General features: G+C 39.1%; 12 protein-coding genes. 8 read left to right on the plus strand and 4 right to left on the minus strand.

Annotation, left to right across the window (positions count from 1 at the left end):
• The first annotated feature begins 7 nt into the window (after nt 1–7).
• The 5 genes from ACH30E_RS15550 to ACH30E_RS15570 are packed head-to-tail and all read left to right on the plus strand — an operon-like array spanning nt 8 to nt 6666.
• Entirely contained in the window at nt 8–1021 is a 1014-nt protein-coding gene (locus tag ACH30E_RS15550; RefSeq protein ID WP_490825577.1) for a ligase-associated DNA damage response exonuclease, read from the plus strand.
• Nucleotides 1018–2616, plus strand: coding sequence for an ATP-dependent DNA ligase (locus tag ACH30E_RS15555; protein WP_490825579.1), 1599 nt, complete (start codon nt 1018–1020; stop codon nt 2614–2616). Before ACH30E_RS15550 ends, ACH30E_RS15555 begins: the two co-directional genes overlap by 4 nt.
• Nucleotides 2613–5078: a ligase-associated DNA damage response DEXH box helicase gene (locus tag ACH30E_RS15560; RefSeq protein WP_490825580.1), complete on the plus strand. Its 2466-nt coding sequence runs from the start codon at nt 2613–2615 to the stop codon at nt 5076–5078. The genes ACH30E_RS15555 and ACH30E_RS15560 overlap by 4 nt, the downstream gene beginning before the upstream one ends.
• Before the next feature lie 35 nt (nt 5079–5113).
• Nucleotides 5114–5767: a ligase-associated DNA damage response endonuclease PdeM gene (gene pdeM, locus ACH30E_RS15565; RefSeq protein ID WP_490825582.1), complete on the plus strand. Its 654-nt coding sequence runs from the start codon at nt 5114–5116 to the stop codon at nt 5765–5767.
• A complete protein-coding gene (locus ACH30E_RS15570; RefSeq protein WP_490825583.1) occupies nt 5764–6666 on the plus strand; it encodes a histone deacetylase family protein in 903 nt (300 codons plus the stop codon). Before pdeM ends, ACH30E_RS15570 begins: the two co-directional genes overlap by 4 nt.
• A gap of 12 nt (nt 6667–6678) precedes the next feature.
• Here the strand turns inward: ACH30E_RS15570 and ACH30E_RS15575 are convergent, their stop codons facing one another.
• A complete protein-coding gene (locus ACH30E_RS15575) occupies nt 6679–9141 on the minus strand; it encodes a DUF5916 domain-containing protein (RefSeq protein ID WP_490825584.1) in 2463 nt (820 codons plus the stop codon).
• Nucleotides 9142–9249: 108 nt separating this feature from the next.
• Nucleotides 9250–10005 carry an XRE family transcriptional regulator gene (locus tag ACH30E_RS15580; protein WP_294991906.1) on the minus strand — a complete coding sequence of 252 codons (756 nt, stop codon included), beginning with the start codon at nt 10003–10005 and terminating at the stop codon, nt 9250–9252.
• 204 nt (nt 10006–10209) lie between these two features.
• Here ACH30E_RS15580 and surE point away from each other — a divergent pair, with 204 nt between their 5' ends.
• A complete protein-coding gene (gene surE / locus ACH30E_RS15585; protein ID WP_294991908.1) occupies nt 10210–10998 on the plus strand; it encodes a 5'/3'-nucleotidase SurE in 789 nt (262 codons plus the stop codon).
• Complete coding sequence (locus tag ACH30E_RS15590; RefSeq protein ID WP_294991911.1) at nt 10998–11291, plus strand: hypothetical protein; 294 nt, start codon at nt 10998–11000, stop codon at nt 11289–11291. Before surE ends, ACH30E_RS15590 begins: the two co-directional genes overlap by 1 nt.
• A 66-nt stretch (nt 11292–11357) precedes the next feature.
• Here ACH30E_RS15590 and ACH30E_RS15595 read toward each other — a convergent pair whose 3' ends face one another.
• Together ACH30E_RS15595 and ACH30E_RS15600 are read right to left on the minus strand one after the other, a co-directional pair.
• Nucleotides 11358–14120 (minus strand): N-acetylmuramoyl-L-alanine amidase, encoded by a 2763-nt coding sequence (locus ACH30E_RS15595; protein ID WP_490825588.1) that lies wholly within the window; start codon nt 14118–14120, stop codon nt 11358–11360.
• 4 nt (nt 14121–14124) lie between these two features.
• Nucleotides 14125–14487, minus strand: coding sequence for a BlaI/MecI/CopY family transcriptional regulator (locus tag ACH30E_RS15600; protein WP_294991917.1), 363 nt, complete (start codon nt 14485–14487; stop codon nt 14125–14127).
• A gap of 237 nt (nt 14488–14724) precedes the next feature.
• Here ACH30E_RS15600 and lpxB point away from each other — a divergent pair, with 237 nt between their 5' ends.
• Nucleotides 14725–15837 carry a lipid-A-disaccharide synthase gene (gene lpxB, locus ACH30E_RS15605; protein WP_490825589.1) on the plus strand — a complete coding sequence of 371 codons (1113 nt, stop codon included), beginning with the start codon at nt 14725–14727 and terminating at the stop codon, nt 15835–15837.
• Nucleotides 15838–16022 lie beyond the last annotated feature (185 nt).

The raw sequence follows: 16022 nt of genomic DNA on the forward strand, positions 1-16022 counted from the left end.
ACCGGAAATGCCACTAATTAGTTTTACAGAAAAAGGACTTTACTGTAACCCAGGAGGCTTTTATATTGACCCCTGGCGTCCGGTTGATTTTGCCGTTATTACCCATGCACACAGCGATCATGCACGCTGGGGTTCTGCACATTATTTATGTCATACAGATACGCTGCCAATATTAGGTCTAAGACTTGGTAACATCAATGCACAAGCCATAAATTGGGGTGAACCGCTCTATAAAAACGGCGTAAAAATTTCCTTGCATCCTGCCGGACATATCATTGGCTCTTCACAAATACGTCTTGAATATAAAGGTGAAATATGTGTCGTGAGTGGTGATTATAAAACAGAACCCGATGGTATCAGCGGTAGCTTTGAAGCGGTACCCTGCCATACATTCATTACAGAATCCACTTTTGCATTACCCATTTATCAATGGGAACCACAACAAAAAATGTTCGACAAAATCGGGCAATGGATTAGTCAAAACCAGGAAAATAATAAAGTCAGTATACTGGTTGCCTACAGCTTAGGAAAGGCACAAAGAATTTTGCAGGCGATAAGTCCTGTTACGGATAAAATTTTTGTACATGGTGCTATCTGGAACACACATAAGGCCTTACAGGATCATGGCATTTCACTTCCTCAGGTACAAAAAGTTACACCAGAAATGCCCAAAGCAACATTTAGCAAATCGGTTATCATAGCTCCACCAGGCGCTCTTGAAAGTAGCTGGATGAAGAAATTTCAACCTTATTCCACTGCAGTATGTAGTGGTTGGATGCAGGTAAGGGGAAACTTTAGAAGAAATAATACAGATGCAGGATTTGCTTTAAGTGATCATGCCGACTGGAATGGATTACTTGCAGCTATTAATGCGACTGGTGCTTCAAAAGTTTTTGTAACACATGGGTTTCAGTCGGTATTAAGTCGCTATCTAAATGAAAAAGGTATTGAGGCCGCAGAAGTTAAAACGGCTTATGGAGAGGAAGATATATTACTCAAAGAAAACCATGATGAAATATGAAAGCATTTGCATCATTGGTAAAAGAATTGGGCAGTTCTTCAGGTACAAACGAAAAACTACAGGCAGTTTCTGCCTATTTTTCTACTGCAGCTTCAAAAGACAAAGTATGGGTAATTGCTTTATTCACAGGTAGAAGACCCAAACGAACTGTTACCACTACACAACTCAAACAATGGTGCGTTGAAATAACGGATATTAAAGAATGGCTGTTTGAAGAATGTTATCATACGGTAGGTGATCTTGCCGAAACAATTGGCTTACTCATCCCTGCGCCTGAATTAGATAAGGAAAGTCTACCATTATATCATTATGTTGAAGCCCTTATTGATTTACAAAGTAAGGATGAAGCAGATAAAAAATCTTTCATCACAAACGCCTGGTCATTATTATCGAAAGATGAACTATTTGTGTTCAATAAATTAATTACAGGAGGATTTCGGATTGGCATCTCACAAAAAATGATGGTAAATGCCTTATCGAAATTAACTAAAACCGATGCCTCTTTGATTGCTCATAGGATCAGTGGAAATTGGGATCCGCAGCAGATGACTTTTGAATCATTGGTATTAGAAGGTAATACAGCTACTGATTTCTCAAAGCCATACCCTTTTTACTTAGCTCATGCACTGGATAAATCATTGGAAGAATTAGGTGCTCCGGATGAATGGTTAGCAGAATGGAAATGGGATGGTATACGTGGTCAGATTATTAAAAGGAATGGCGAACATTATGTATGGAGCCGCGGAGAAGAATTAATGACCGATAAATTTCCCGAATACCTTGCATTTGCTGCACAGTTGCCAGAGGGAACAGTATTGGATGGAGAAATAATGCCCGCAAAAGATGGTGTACCCCTTCCCTTTAGTGTTTTACAGACCAGGATAGGAAGAAAAAACATCAGTAAAAAACAACTCCAGGAAGCACCAGTAGCATTTTTCGCCTACGATATATTAGAATGGGAAGGAAATGACATAAGACATTTACCTACTACAGAAAGAAGAAAATATCTTGAAGCATTACTAAAACAATTTGGCGACAGCCCTACCCTTTTACTTTCTGATGCCATTGCATTTACCAATTGGCAGGAATTAACGGTAATCAGAACAAATGCAAGAAATAAGGCTGCTGAAGGACTAATGCTTAAAAGAAAATCTGGCAGCTACCAAGTGGGTAGAAAAACAGGGGATTGGTGGAAATGGAAAATAGATCCATTAACCATTGATGCAGTTATGATCTATGCCCAAAAAGGACATGGAAGAAGAAGCAACCTGTATACGGATTATACATTCGCTGTAAGAGATGGCGATAAATTGGTAAGTTTTACAAAAGCCTATTCCGGACTCACAGATAAAGAATTTGCTTTAGTAGATGCTTTTGTAAAAAACAATGCCATTGAAAAATTCGGGCCTGTAAGAACAGTTAAACCGGAACTTGTTTTCGAAATTGCATTTGAAGGAATTGCAGCTTCTAACAGGCATAAGAGTGGAGTATCTCTACGGTTCCCAAGAATAAACAGGTGGCGGAAAGATAAAAAACCTGATGAAATCAATACTTTAGACGACTTAAAACAGCTACTGGCTGTATACGGAAAATGAAGCTCCAACAAACACCTGGTTATAAAATAATATCTGCATGGTTGTCTTCTAAAAGACATAAGCCTTTTGCATTTCAGGAAGAAACATGGAAGCATATAATACAAGGTGAAAGCGGATTGGTAAATGCACCGACTGGTTGTGGTAAAACATTTTCTGTTTTTTTGGGTGCCCTCATCAATTATATCAATCAGCACCCAACAGATTTTCGCTCCGTTAAAAAGAATGGATTACAACTATTATGGGTAACCCCGCTAAGGGCACTTGCAAAAGATATATCACGTGCAATGCAGGAAGCTTTGCGTGAAATTGATGTTCCCTGGCAGGTTGGTGTTCGTAATGGCGATACTGATACCGCTGAAAGACAGCGCCAAAAAAGAAATATGCCGGAGGTATTGATTATTACACCAGAAAGCCTGCATTTACTGTTAGCACAAAAAGGATATCCTGATGTTTTTAAAACCCTGCAAATAATCGCCATTGATGAATGGCATGAGTTATTAGGGGGCAAAAGAGGCGTATTGGTTGAGCTTGCTGTTTCGCGTTTGACCGCTCTTTCCAAAATAAATAAACAAACACTTTCTCTATGGGGTATCAGTGCAACTATCGGTAACCTCGAGCAAGCCAAAGATGTTTTGTTATCACCCTTAAAGAAAAAAGGAGTGATTATACGTGCACAGGTAGAAAAGCAAATTGACATAAAATCGATTATTCCGGATGAAATAGAAAAGTACCCCTGGGCTGGTCACCTGGGTATAAAACTGGCTCACCAAATTGTACCCATCATTGAAGAAAGCAATACAACTTTGATTTTTATCAATACGCGGGGCATGACAGAAACCTGGTATCAGACACTACTAACTGTTGCCCCTCAACTTGCTGGCGCTATTGCTCTGCACCATGGAAGTATTGAACAGGAGTTAAGGGAATGGGTGGAAGACGCTTTACATACACAAAAATTAAAAGCAGTTGTTTGTACTGCCAGTCTTGATTTGGGTGTTGACTTCCGTCCGGTAGATACGGTAATACAAGTCGGATCGCCCAAAGGGGTTGCCCGTTTTTTACAGCGTGCCGGAAGAAGTGGCCATGGACCGGGTGAAGTGAGCCGCATATTTTTTCTTCCAACCCATTCACTCGAACTGGTAGAAGCAGCGGCTTTAAAAGCTGCTACAAAAACAAATGTTATTGAAAGTCGCGACCCTGTTTTACTTGCCTATGATGTTCTCTTACAATACCTCTGCACCCTTGCCATCAGCGAAGGTTTTAGGCCAAATGAAATATTGGAAGAAATAAAAAGTACTTATTGCTTTGCCGATATACAGGAGCAGGAATGGCAAGACACCCTACTTCATATAACCCAGGGTGGCACGGCACTTCAGCAATATGATGAATACAGGAAAGTAGAAATCATCAATGGCATTTATAGCATAACAAGCAGAAGAATAGCTATGCGCCATCGGATGCATATTGGTACCATTGTAAGCGATGCCATGCTGAAAGTAAAACTGATGAATGGCAAATTCATTGGTGTAATTGAAGAGTGGTTTATCAGTAGATTAGAACCAGGAACTGTATTTACACTTGCTGGTCGCAATTTGGAGTTGATCGGCATCAAGGAAATGACGGTAACTGTAAAACTTTCTAATTCAAAAAAAACGATCGTACCAAGTTGGATGGGTGGTCGTATGCCTTTAAGTGCTAATCTCGGGCTCATGTTACGCAAAACATTCGACCGGGCACTTCTTGCTAACGCTGATGAACCAGAATTATTGGCACTTGCACCATTATTTGAATTGCAGGAATCTTTGTCACATATTCCGAAAGAAAATGAGCTACTGATAGAGCAAATTGAAACCAAAGATGGTTTTCATTTATTTGTATACCCGTTTGAAGGCCGGCTTGTTCATGAAGCCATGGCAGCATTGCTCGCCTGGCGGATGAGCAGATTAATGCCCATTACTTTTTCTTTTGTGATGAATGACTATGGTTTTGAACTCCTGAGTGATCAGCCTATTCCGTTAGATGACAGCAATGTAAAAGAATTATTCAGTACCGATAATTTATTACAGGATATCACGCAAAGCGTGAACTCCATTGAAATGGCCAAAAGAAAGTTCAGGGATATTGCCGTTATAGGCGGATTAATATTTCAAGGGTTTCCGGGTGAACAGAAAAAAGCCAGGCACCTGCAGTCATCTGCATCTTTACTATTTAAAGTGTTCAGTGATTATGAGCCCAATAATCTTTTACTCAGACAGGCTTACCAGGAAGTGTTCGACCAGCAGATGGAAGAAATAAGACTAAGAAATGCCTTAAACAGGATTGTACATGGAAAAATTATCCTTCAATTTCCTAAACAACTTACCCCATTCTGTTTTCCGATAAAAGTAGACAGTATGCGTGAAAATATGTCGTCTGAACAATTAGAAGACAGGGTAAGGCGGATGCAACAACAACTTCTCTGATCAATCACATCTTCCCCATTATCTTTGCAAACTTCATGACAGCCCCTGTTTTACATACTTTACGTGAACAACATTTCTGGTTATCGCCAGAAAGGGTTTTGTTTTGGGAGGAAGAAAAAATATTGATTGTTGCCGATCTGCATTTTGGCAAGACCGGACATTTCAGAAAAAGCGGCATTGCTGTTCCTCAATCTGTGTATCAGCAGGATTTGCAACGATTATTTCACCAGATCAGTTTTTTTAAACCTGATAAAGTATTAATAGTTGGCGACTTTTTCCATAGCCTGCAAAACAGGGAAATGGACTTCTTTCTTAAGTGGAGAAATGATCTTCAATCTCTTCCTTTTATCCTCGTACAAGGTAATCACGATATCCTTCGAAAAGAGTGGTACCAGGAGGCAGCGATTGATCTGGTGGATCAATATCATTCGAAATCTTTCCTTTTTATTCATGACGATGCTGATTTTGATGGTACTGAGGATTTGTTTGTTTTTTCAGGACATCTTCATCCTGGATGTATAATCAGAGGAGCTGGCAAACAATCATTGCGTTTTCCGTGTTTTTATTTTACCGACAGGAATTGTATACTTCCCGCTTTTAGTCATTTTTCTGGTTTGGCAATTGTTGAACCAAAGAAAAAGGATCATGTTTTTGCCATTGTGAATCAGTCAATCATAAAGATTCAATGATCTACATTGCACACCACCCCATATATGCTCACCCTTTACCAGAAGGACATAGGTTTCCTATGCTTAAGTATGAACTTATTCCTGGTCAATTATTGCATGAAGGATGCATTACGGAAGAGAATATTTTTGCTCCCCTACCCTGTAAAGAAGAAACAATATTACTTACGCATTCTAAGGAATACCTGGATAAGCTGCTCCTACAAACACTCACTGCCTCTGAGCAACGAAAAATTGGTTTCCCACAATCACCTGCATTAACAGAGAGAGAATTAATAATTACCCAGGGTACGATCGATTGTTGCTATCATGCTTTAAACAATGGCATTGCGCTTAATGTAGCGGGTGGAACGCACCATGCATTCAGAGACAGGGGTGAAGGATTTTGTTTATTAAATGACATGGCGGTTGCAGCTAATCATTTGTTATTTGTCAAGCGAGCCAGTAAGATTCTTATCATTGATCTCGATGTGCATCAGGGAAATGGCACTGCGAAAATTTTTGAAAACAATGCTTCGGTTTTTACTTTCAGTATGCATGGGGCACATAATTACCCCTTTCACAAAGAAGTATCTGATCTGGATATTCCATTAGCAGATGGTATTACAGGAAAAGAATATTTAGCTTTATTGCACAAGCATCTTCCACACTTAATCGAAACAGTAAAACCTGATTTTGCATTTTACTTATCAGGTGTGGATATTCTTGAAACGGATAAGTTTGGAAAATTAAAAGTTAGTCTCAACGAATGCAAAGAACGCGATGAGTTTGTTTTCACCTTACTTCGCGATAAAAAAATACCAGTAACTGTTGCAATGGGTGGCGGCTACTCGCCTAATGTATTAACCATTGTTGAAGCACATTGTAACACTTTCAGACTTGCTGCTGCTATGTATCAATAACAGGTTGGCCGATTAACTTTCTTTTTTTCTTTTTTGCAGACTCAGGTAATCAATGAAATAGATGAGCCTGAAGGTAATTTCATTACCATGTGGTTGCTGAAATACCTGTCTGAAATTATTCAGGTAATTTTTGTTTGAGGCACCTGAAATCGGGAAATCGGTACCCAGCCAGTTTTTCCAGCCAATTACAAACCTGCTGCCATATTTGAAATCCCAGGTATAAAACATATCGAGGTTAAACGCATTAAAATTCTGGTCATAGCCATTTACGTATGGTCTGGGTGTTAACCACCCATCGGCTGTTACGTTATGAAAGCTCTGGTAAATTACTTTGCTCCAATAATGTCTTCCACGAAGTGTAAGATTCATTCGTGGTGTGAAATTATAGATCCCATTAATCAATGTAGTGAAATTGGTAATTTTTCGTCTGCCTGCAATCGGCTCTCCACCTGCATCGCGATAAGCATAACCAAATTGTCCATTGTCTATATCGCGTCGAAGTTCAAGATCAAGACTAAAATGCTCGTTGAACCGGTAACGTTGTCCGATAGTAGCTGCAAAATATGGATCATTAGGAATAGGAGATTCGGCAAATCCGAGATTAAACCTAAAAAAATATCTTTTTCTGCTATCACTGCTTCCACTTGCGCTGGTAAACCAATAAGGGGTTTTGCGGATCATTCGGCCTGGTGTACGTAAATCGAAATAATCTCTTTGCCAATCGGGTTGCCAGTTAAAGTTGATACTCAGGTCCCAGAAATTTTTAAAGAACCAGAATGCCCTCGCCTGAATGGTAAAATTGGAGTACGCAAAAGGTTTATACAGATAGGTAGGTGTAAGCGTTAAACTGTAGTTGTAACTGAGGAATTTTTTAGTGGGTGTAAACTGGTTATAACTGATTCTTCCCACTGTAGTAACTTCATTTGGTGCCAATAAAAAACCAAGATCGTTGGCATCGTATTTATCTGATTCAACAACGTTCTGAAACAGGTATTGAAGTTTCCCACTTACTTTAGCATAGGATAAAACATGGGTAAATCCACTATAAGGATCTTTTCCGGTAATATTACTGAATCGTCCACTCCATTTAAAATTATGCCGGTTGCTTTTATCAAACAGGTTTAAATCTGCCGAGCTCACATTTGCATTTCTTGCTCCCCCACTTCTCCATACATTGGTATTGGTAAAAGTAAAGGACGATCTGTTAGCCAATGCCTGGTCAAACACCATGATATTATAATTGGTCAAAGGCTCTGTTTCAACCTGTGTAATGGCTCCTGTCGTTTTGTTCTCTATTTCCGCATACATGGGTGCTGCAAGTGCGTTAAAAATGCCGATACCCAGTTTCTTTTTATTTCTACCGGAAAATTTGGAAGCATTGTATAGTTGTGTGATCCCAGGGTTTGAAATCAGTTTCAGGTTGGGATCATTGTTTACCATGTTCCGTACTGTGTTATACCCTCCGGGTGTATTACCGACCCTTCTTGAATAAAACAAACCCGCTTTATTAAACAGTTCAATACCTTCTGTAAAAAAGGGCCTATTCTCCTGAAACTGCACTTCAAAAGGAGATAGATTAAGTACTACGTTATCTGAAATAACCTGTCCAAAATCGGGTACCAATGTGGCATCTAAGGTGAAGCTTTCATTGATACCATATTTAAGGTCCATCCCACCATTTCTCAGGAATTCTGTTTTTGTGGGATTTTTGGCATAGGGAACGATCCTTGTTCCTGCCGTAACATAGGGAAGAAAAGAGAGTCGCAGAGGTGGTACGATGTTTTTTATCCCGGTAATATTTCCGAACTGATTTACAAAACCATTTTGGTTAGGATCTACCTTATTCCAATAGGAGCTTTCATTGTTTCTGCGGCTGTAGCGTTGAAAATTTATACCCCAGTCTTGTATGTCTTTTTTAGAAAATCGAATAGCTGAATAGGGTATTTTCATTTCAACCGACCATCCATCTTCCTGCATATGAACCCTGCTTTCCCAAACAGCATCCCATGTATAATCGGAAGGAGGACCAAACTGTGAGTTAAGACTGGGTAGTAGTCTTCCGTCTGATTGCACATTTCTTGAAGTTACCAGGAATTGAAAACCATTTTGGTCGTCGTTATAGGTATCGAGGAATACGCTGAAATAATCTACATCATTTCTTTGTTCTCCGTCTCTTGAGGTAAGTTGTTTTCTGATCAATGTGGGATCATCGTAAAGATATGCGCCTATATAAATGGCCTGATCGTTGTATAATACGTGTACAATCGTTTTTTGACTCGCGGGAATACCGAATTGAGGGCTGTTGAGTATGAAGCTGTCCGCCCTTGCAGCATCTTTCCATGCTGATTCTTCCAGGCGGCCGTCAATTTTGATGATTGAGTTTATTTTTAAAGCGGCAACAGATCTTTCCTGAGCTTGGGTTGGGGCAATAGAAGTATAGCCCATGAAGGCAAGCAATATTGTTAATTTTCTCATCTATCGCAAAAATAGTAGATCAACCTTGCTGATCAATTAAATTGTATCAGCGGCAGAAAAATAAACTCCCGGTTGAAGTTTAACCGGGAGTTTCATTCATCTTAATTATCAATTTAATTTTTTCTTCAGTGTGGTTACCTGCTCCTGAAGGTTATTCACCATGCCGGCGAGTTGGTTTACATCCCAACGTGGGCCTGCATTTGCTTTCTGGAGTATATATACTGCTTTCCAAACTTCAAGTACATCTTCTGAGCTTACATTATAGGGCTCATATTGTGGATTATCGCTGATCAAGGTGATTTTATTCTTGAGGCGATTATTTTTCATGATGCGTTTGTAGACAACCCCTTCATTTTTGGATAATACAACATAGGTATTGCTGTTTTTCACATCTTCAAGGTCTTCCACTTTTTCACCTACGATTACGCTTCCACTTGGTGTGGGTAGCATACTGTCTCCAATTATTTCAAAAGCCCTGTATTGTCCGGGTGATAACATGGGTAAGGTAAAAGTATTCAGCTCATCTACAAATTCAGGATCTGCATAACCTGCCAGATAGCCTGCTGCAGCTTTTACAGGTACAAACCTTACTTCTGCAACCGCGGCTTCCATTTTAAGCTGTCGGCGTTTTTCCATGTAGGAGCCTCCAGATTTGGCTGCAGTAAGGTCTTTGAGCAGAAATTCTTCCATACTCAGCTTAAATATGTGGCAAATTTGTTTTACCACTTCCAGTCTTGGTTCCGCCCGCTCTTCTTCATAGGCCCCTACCAGCGACCTTTTAATATTGAGCTTATTGGCGAACTCCTCCTGTGTCCAGCCACGAAGCTTGCGGAGGTAGCGTAAATTCTTTCCAGCATTTGACATAGCTAACTGATTTAGCTGCAAAATACTAATTTTTTTAGTTTTACCAAATTTATTTTTTTCCCTCTTTGGGCAAAAAAAACGGCTAAGCCCCCAAAACCACAATTTTGACTTTTGATTTTTGATTTTTGAATTTTGATTTGCGTTAGCAAGTATTTGACAATTCACAATTCACCATTCACCGCCTACAGTTTGTATCTTGCATCTATGTCTAAAACAAGTAAACAGAAAGAACCGGTTATTCTCGTTACGAATGATGATGGCATTAATGCTCCGGGAATTAGGGCGCTCGTAGAAGCCGTTAAAGGATTAGGTAAAATAGTAGTAGTAGCACCTGATAAACCGCAAAGCGGAATGGGGCATGCTATTACCATTGGGCAACTGCTGCGATTACAGAAGTCGAATACTTTTGATGGAATAGAAGCTTATAGTTGTAGTGGTACTCCGGTCGACTGCGTTAAAATTGCCGTTGACAAAATCCTACATCGTAAGCCCGATTTATGTGTGAGCGGAATCAATCATGGCGCCAATCATTCCATCAATGTTATTTATTCCGGTACTATGTCTGCAGCACTGGAAGCTTCGATTGAAAGTATTCCCAGTATTGGATTCAGTTTATTGGACCTGAGTATAGATGCAGACTTTAGCGCTGCCGGAAAATACGCGAGAATCATTGTTCAGCAATTATTAAAAGGCAAAAGTCTGGACAAACACTTGTGCCTCAATGTAAATATTCCTGCAGTAGAGGAAAAATTGATTAAGGGTATCAAAATCTGCAGACAGGCTTATGCTAAGTACGAAGAAGAGTTTGATGAGCGTAAGGACCCCCATGGTAAAAAATACTATTGGCTCACTGGTGAGTTTGTAAATTTCGATAAAGGAAAAGATACCGATGTGTGGGCCTTGAAAAATAATTTTGTAAGTGTGGTTCCTGTTCAGTTTGACCTGACAAATTATAAGCTAAAACAGCAACTCGAAACCAAATGGAAATTCTGATGTTTAAAAAAGATCATCTCCGGCTTGGATTGATATTGGGTTTTCTGGCACCTGTGCTAGGATTCTTTGTGTATTACCTGGTAAAATTCAGGCTGTTTAGTTTTGAGGAATTTTTACAACTGATACGTAAAAACCCTTCGATGCTTACTGGTATAATCAGTCTGTCGCTGATTGCAAATGCAATTGTTTTTACCCTCTATATTAATCGCCAGAAAGACCAAACAGCCAAAGGGGTATTTATAGCTACTTGTATCTATGCACTGGTAGCTTTATCATTTAAGTGGTTTGTGTAGGATTTTTTATAGCCACAGATTCACAGATTATTCGGTTCTAATCTGTGAATCTGTGGCTATAAAAAATCAGGCATTCACGAAAGTAATACTTAGTGTGTGCTCAGCCCTAACAGGTTTACCCTCGTAGATTCCAGGTTTCCAATTTGGCCCCTTTTTCAACATTCTTTCTGCTTCTTCTTTGGCACCATAACCTGGATCATTGGAAGTTATATTACTTATTCTTCCCTGTTCATCTACTTGAAATGTTAATAGAACAGTATATTTTCCGATTGGCCCACCTTTATGTTTCACAATATTTTTATCAAGGTTTCTGTCAAGGTATTTTGTCCATGCGGCAATTCCGCCAGGAAAATAAGGGGGCTCCTTTAGTTTTGCATAAACCTTCTCTAATTGAACATCTTTCACTTTTGATGTCCCTTCATCTCCATCACTAATCACAAAAGTTACTGTTTTCTCAAACCTTGATATAACAGGTTTGTCATTTACTTTTGCAGGCACCCAGTTCGGCCCTTTTGAAATTATACGAACTACTTCCGCAGCAGTGCCATATCCCGGATCATCTATAACTTTTATTTCACTTGGTTTTCCTTGCTTATCAACAATAAACGAAACCTTTACAATATACTTCCCGTTCCCAGCTCCATTTTCAACAGGAATGGCCGTATTCAGGTTTCGCTCCAGGTATTTCCGCCAAGCTATTTCTCCGCCAGGAAATGATACGGGTTCTTGTTTTTGAATAACCCCATTATCTGATCGATTTGTATTTATTGAGATATTAGTGTTCGTAGAAGTTTCACCAGATGCCTTATTTACATGTGTTTCACGCACTGCTTCAAAATCTGCTCTTTTCTTTGAAGTTATTAATACCACTCCTTTCACATTATCCTCAGTATACATTTTTACCGAAGTCGGATCTTTGATGACATCAATTTTACTAATGCTGTTTGAATTAATTCCATTCAATTGTTGGTAGCTTATTTTATCTCCATCCAGCAAATACAAGATACTATCTGCAGACTGGCCGTTCCCAATAACCCTTACAGATGGGTTACCTTCAAGACTTATGTATTGCAAATTACCTTTCTCATCTTTCTTTATTGTTTGGACATTTCCAGCAAACGTAAATATGGTCGATTTATCTCCTGTTAACATTGCCGTATTTATAGGTGTTCCTATTATACTTTTTGAGTCAAGCGGAGCATCCGTAACAGTATATTTTCGATTGGTTTTATTTGTCGCCAAATATTGTTCAATACCCTTCAATAAAGCAAGCGCAATTTTTTCCTGGTATTCAGGGTTTTCTAATAAAGAAGCTTCGTCCTTATTTGTTAAATAGCCCGCTTCTACCAGTATCGAAGGACTTTTTACTGCCTGTAATACATAAATACCTTTTTGCCTGCTTTTGATTCCAGAAAACGTAATCTGTGACTGCTTAAACATATTGCCGATCCAATTCGCCAATTGATAACTCTCTTCATAATCAAAGGCTTTAGATTTTTCAGCAACAAATATTTCCGCTCCCTTTAGTGAAGCATCTCCTTTTAGTTTTCCATTTTGTTGGACAGCTCCTGAGCTATTCATGTGAATAGACAGGAACAGATCAGGAGATAATTCATTGGCTGCCTTTGCTGTTTGCTCAACTGGTTGGTAGGCATCTGAATTTCTTGTTAGTACAATATCCAGATTGGGGTTTTGGTTTTTCTCCTTTAACATTTTCGCCAATTGCAGATTTAAGACTGCCTCTGTTGTACCATTAATACCTCTTGCCCCTTTATCATCGCCACCATGACCTGGATGAATTACAACGCGATAGGTGCGTGACAATTTTACGGGGGCATAAACGTCTATTTTATTCCCCGTTACAAATACATCCTTTAGTTGTGAAGATTGGACATCCTGTATTACACTTTCCAGCACATTCTTTACTGAAATCGGATGTAGTGATCTGTATTCTTTGTTTCTGAAAGCAAATAAAACAATAACTACTGCCAAAAGTGGTAAAATGAGTAGCCTGCGGATATAACTGAATTTTGGGTTTTTATGATTGGTTAACATTTGCAACCTCCTTTTTATGGGTGAAAAAAAGAACGGATGCGTAAGCTCGAAACGTTGTGTTGGATAAACAGCCGTTAACAACATTTGCGCCAGAGCAGCCGTATCGCCATCCCCAACCGCTTTCTTATCTGCAATGAATTCATGGATCATTTCCATTTCCTTTTTGAGTAGCCAGAAAAATGGATTGAACCATCCGGGTATCAGCATAAGCTGAATGAGCAACTTATCAATAGAATGTTTTTGTTGCACATGTGTTAATTCATGCTGAAGTATCTGTTTACCCGATGCGCTTCGGATATCGATTGCTTCATTCCAGAAAATATATCGGAAAAAAGAAAAGGGCGTCCCCTTAACCTGGGTGATGATAAGAAATACATCTCCTACCTGTTTGCAGGAATGCGTTTTAAGCAGTTGGTAAATCCGGTACACTGCTTTAACCATGAACGATAATAATAAAACAGATATCGTTAAATAAACAATTTCCACAATGCCCTCCAGGCTCCAGTGATATCCCTTCGTACCTATCGCTGCTTCTATTTCTGAATTGTTATCTGCTACTACCGATAAAAAACGAAAAACTTGTTGCTGGCTTGCAGATTCTGTTACCCACTGAATTTTTACCAGTGGAACCATCCATGAAAAAACAGCGACTGTCAATAGGTAGAACCGGTTATACTGGTGAAACTTTTTATTGCGTAATGCAATCCAGTAATACCCCATCATGATGGCACTACAAAGTATTACCTGCAGGAAATAATAGGCAGCACTTAGCATAGGGTTATTTTTTAGCGTTTTTAATCTCCTGTAACAACAATTCTAATTCACGTACACTGATATCTTTCTGTTTCACCATAAATGAAACCGCCTCACTGAATGACCCCTCGAAATATCCTTCCACCAGGTTACGTATGCTACTCGATGAATAGGTTTCTTTAGATACCAATGGATAATAACGATGCATCCTGCCCACCGGTGTTATACCCACAAACCCTTTTTCTACCAATATTTTTAATATAGTGGCTACGGTATTTGAATGTGGTTTGGGCTCCGGTTGCTGGTCAAGAATATCTTTTAAAAATGCCTCTTCCAGTTTCCAGATACTATGCATTATCTGCTCTTCTGCTTTTGTTAATGGCTTCATGGGGGATTATTTTAAACTCATTACAAACCTAAAACTAATTTTTTAGTTTTACAACTATTTTTTTAGTTAAATAAAAAATAAATTCCCATTAAGGCTGTTATGCGTAGGTAGGAATGTAATTTGCGGGATGATATGTGAATTGTCAACGGTGAATGGTGAATTTGTAAAGCGGCTATTTAATCCTTCTTATTCACAATTCACCATTCACCATTCACGCTTCAAATTTCACAATTGACAATGAAATATTACCTCATTTCCGGTGAAGCCAGTGGTGATTTGCATGGCAGTAACCTAATAAAGGCTTTAAAAAAACAAGACCCTTCGGCAGAAATCCGCTGTTGGGGTGGCGACCTTATGCAAAATGCAGGAGGCACGCTTGTTAAACATTACCGGGACCTGGCTTTTATGGGTTTTAGCGAAGTAGTAATGAACCTGCCAACTATCATACGCAATATCAAATTTTGCAAGACCGATATTAAGCAGTGGCAACCTGATGTATTGGTACTAATTGATTACCCCGGCTTTAACCTTCGCATTGCATCATGGGCAAAACAAGAAGGATTTAAAATTGCCTACTATATTTCGCCGCAAGTTTGGGCCTGGAAAGAAAACAGGGTTAAACAAATGAAACAATGCATCGACAAAATGCTTTGTATACTTCCTTTTGAAAAAAATTACTATAAAAACAAATGGAACTGGGATGTTGAATATGTCGGACATCCACTGGTAGAAGTAATTGAACAGAAAACAAAGGATGCAGAAAAAATTAGCGATCCAAATCAACACAAAAATATTATTGCTTTACTTCCGGGAAGTCGCAAACAGGAAATAGCTAAAAAACTGCCCATCATGCTCAGTGTAGCCAGTCATTTTCCTGACTACGAATTTGTGGTAGCTAAAGCACCGGGGTTAGACGACCATTTTTACCAGCCCTTCCTTTCAACAGCTCCAAATGTTAGCAGTATTAGCAATCAAACTTATGATCTGTTATTAAAATCAAAAGCCGCTCTTGTTACCAGCGGAACGGCAACACTTGAAACAGCTTTACTAAAAGTACCCGAAGTTGTTTGTTATAAAGGAAGTAATATCAGTTACCAGATTGCTAAACGACTAATCAGTATAAAATATATTTCCCTGGTAAACCTCATTATGGATAAACTTGTGGTAAAAGAATTGATTCAACATGAATTAAATACTGAAAACCTGGTGACTGAATTGTCGCTTATCCTTAATGACGATCAATACCGTCAAAAAATATTATCAGACTATGATGCTTTATGGCAGGTTTTGTCGGAAGGAGGTAATGCTTCTCAACTAGCCGCTCGGGAGATTTGGCTGCTAGCTTCTTAAGGGAGTCTACTGACTAAGCTCTAGCTGCGAGCTTTGATTGACGGACATTAAAGCTTTCTGCTATTAATAGAACACAGATTATCATGATTTTCAAGATCTATCTTGACAAATCATAATAATCATGATAATCCGTGTTCTATCCAACGCTAAAATGAAGTAAAGAGCTGCCGCGTACAGTACCCCTT

The organism is Sediminibacterium sp. FW305-C-61 (assembly GCF_058231065.1).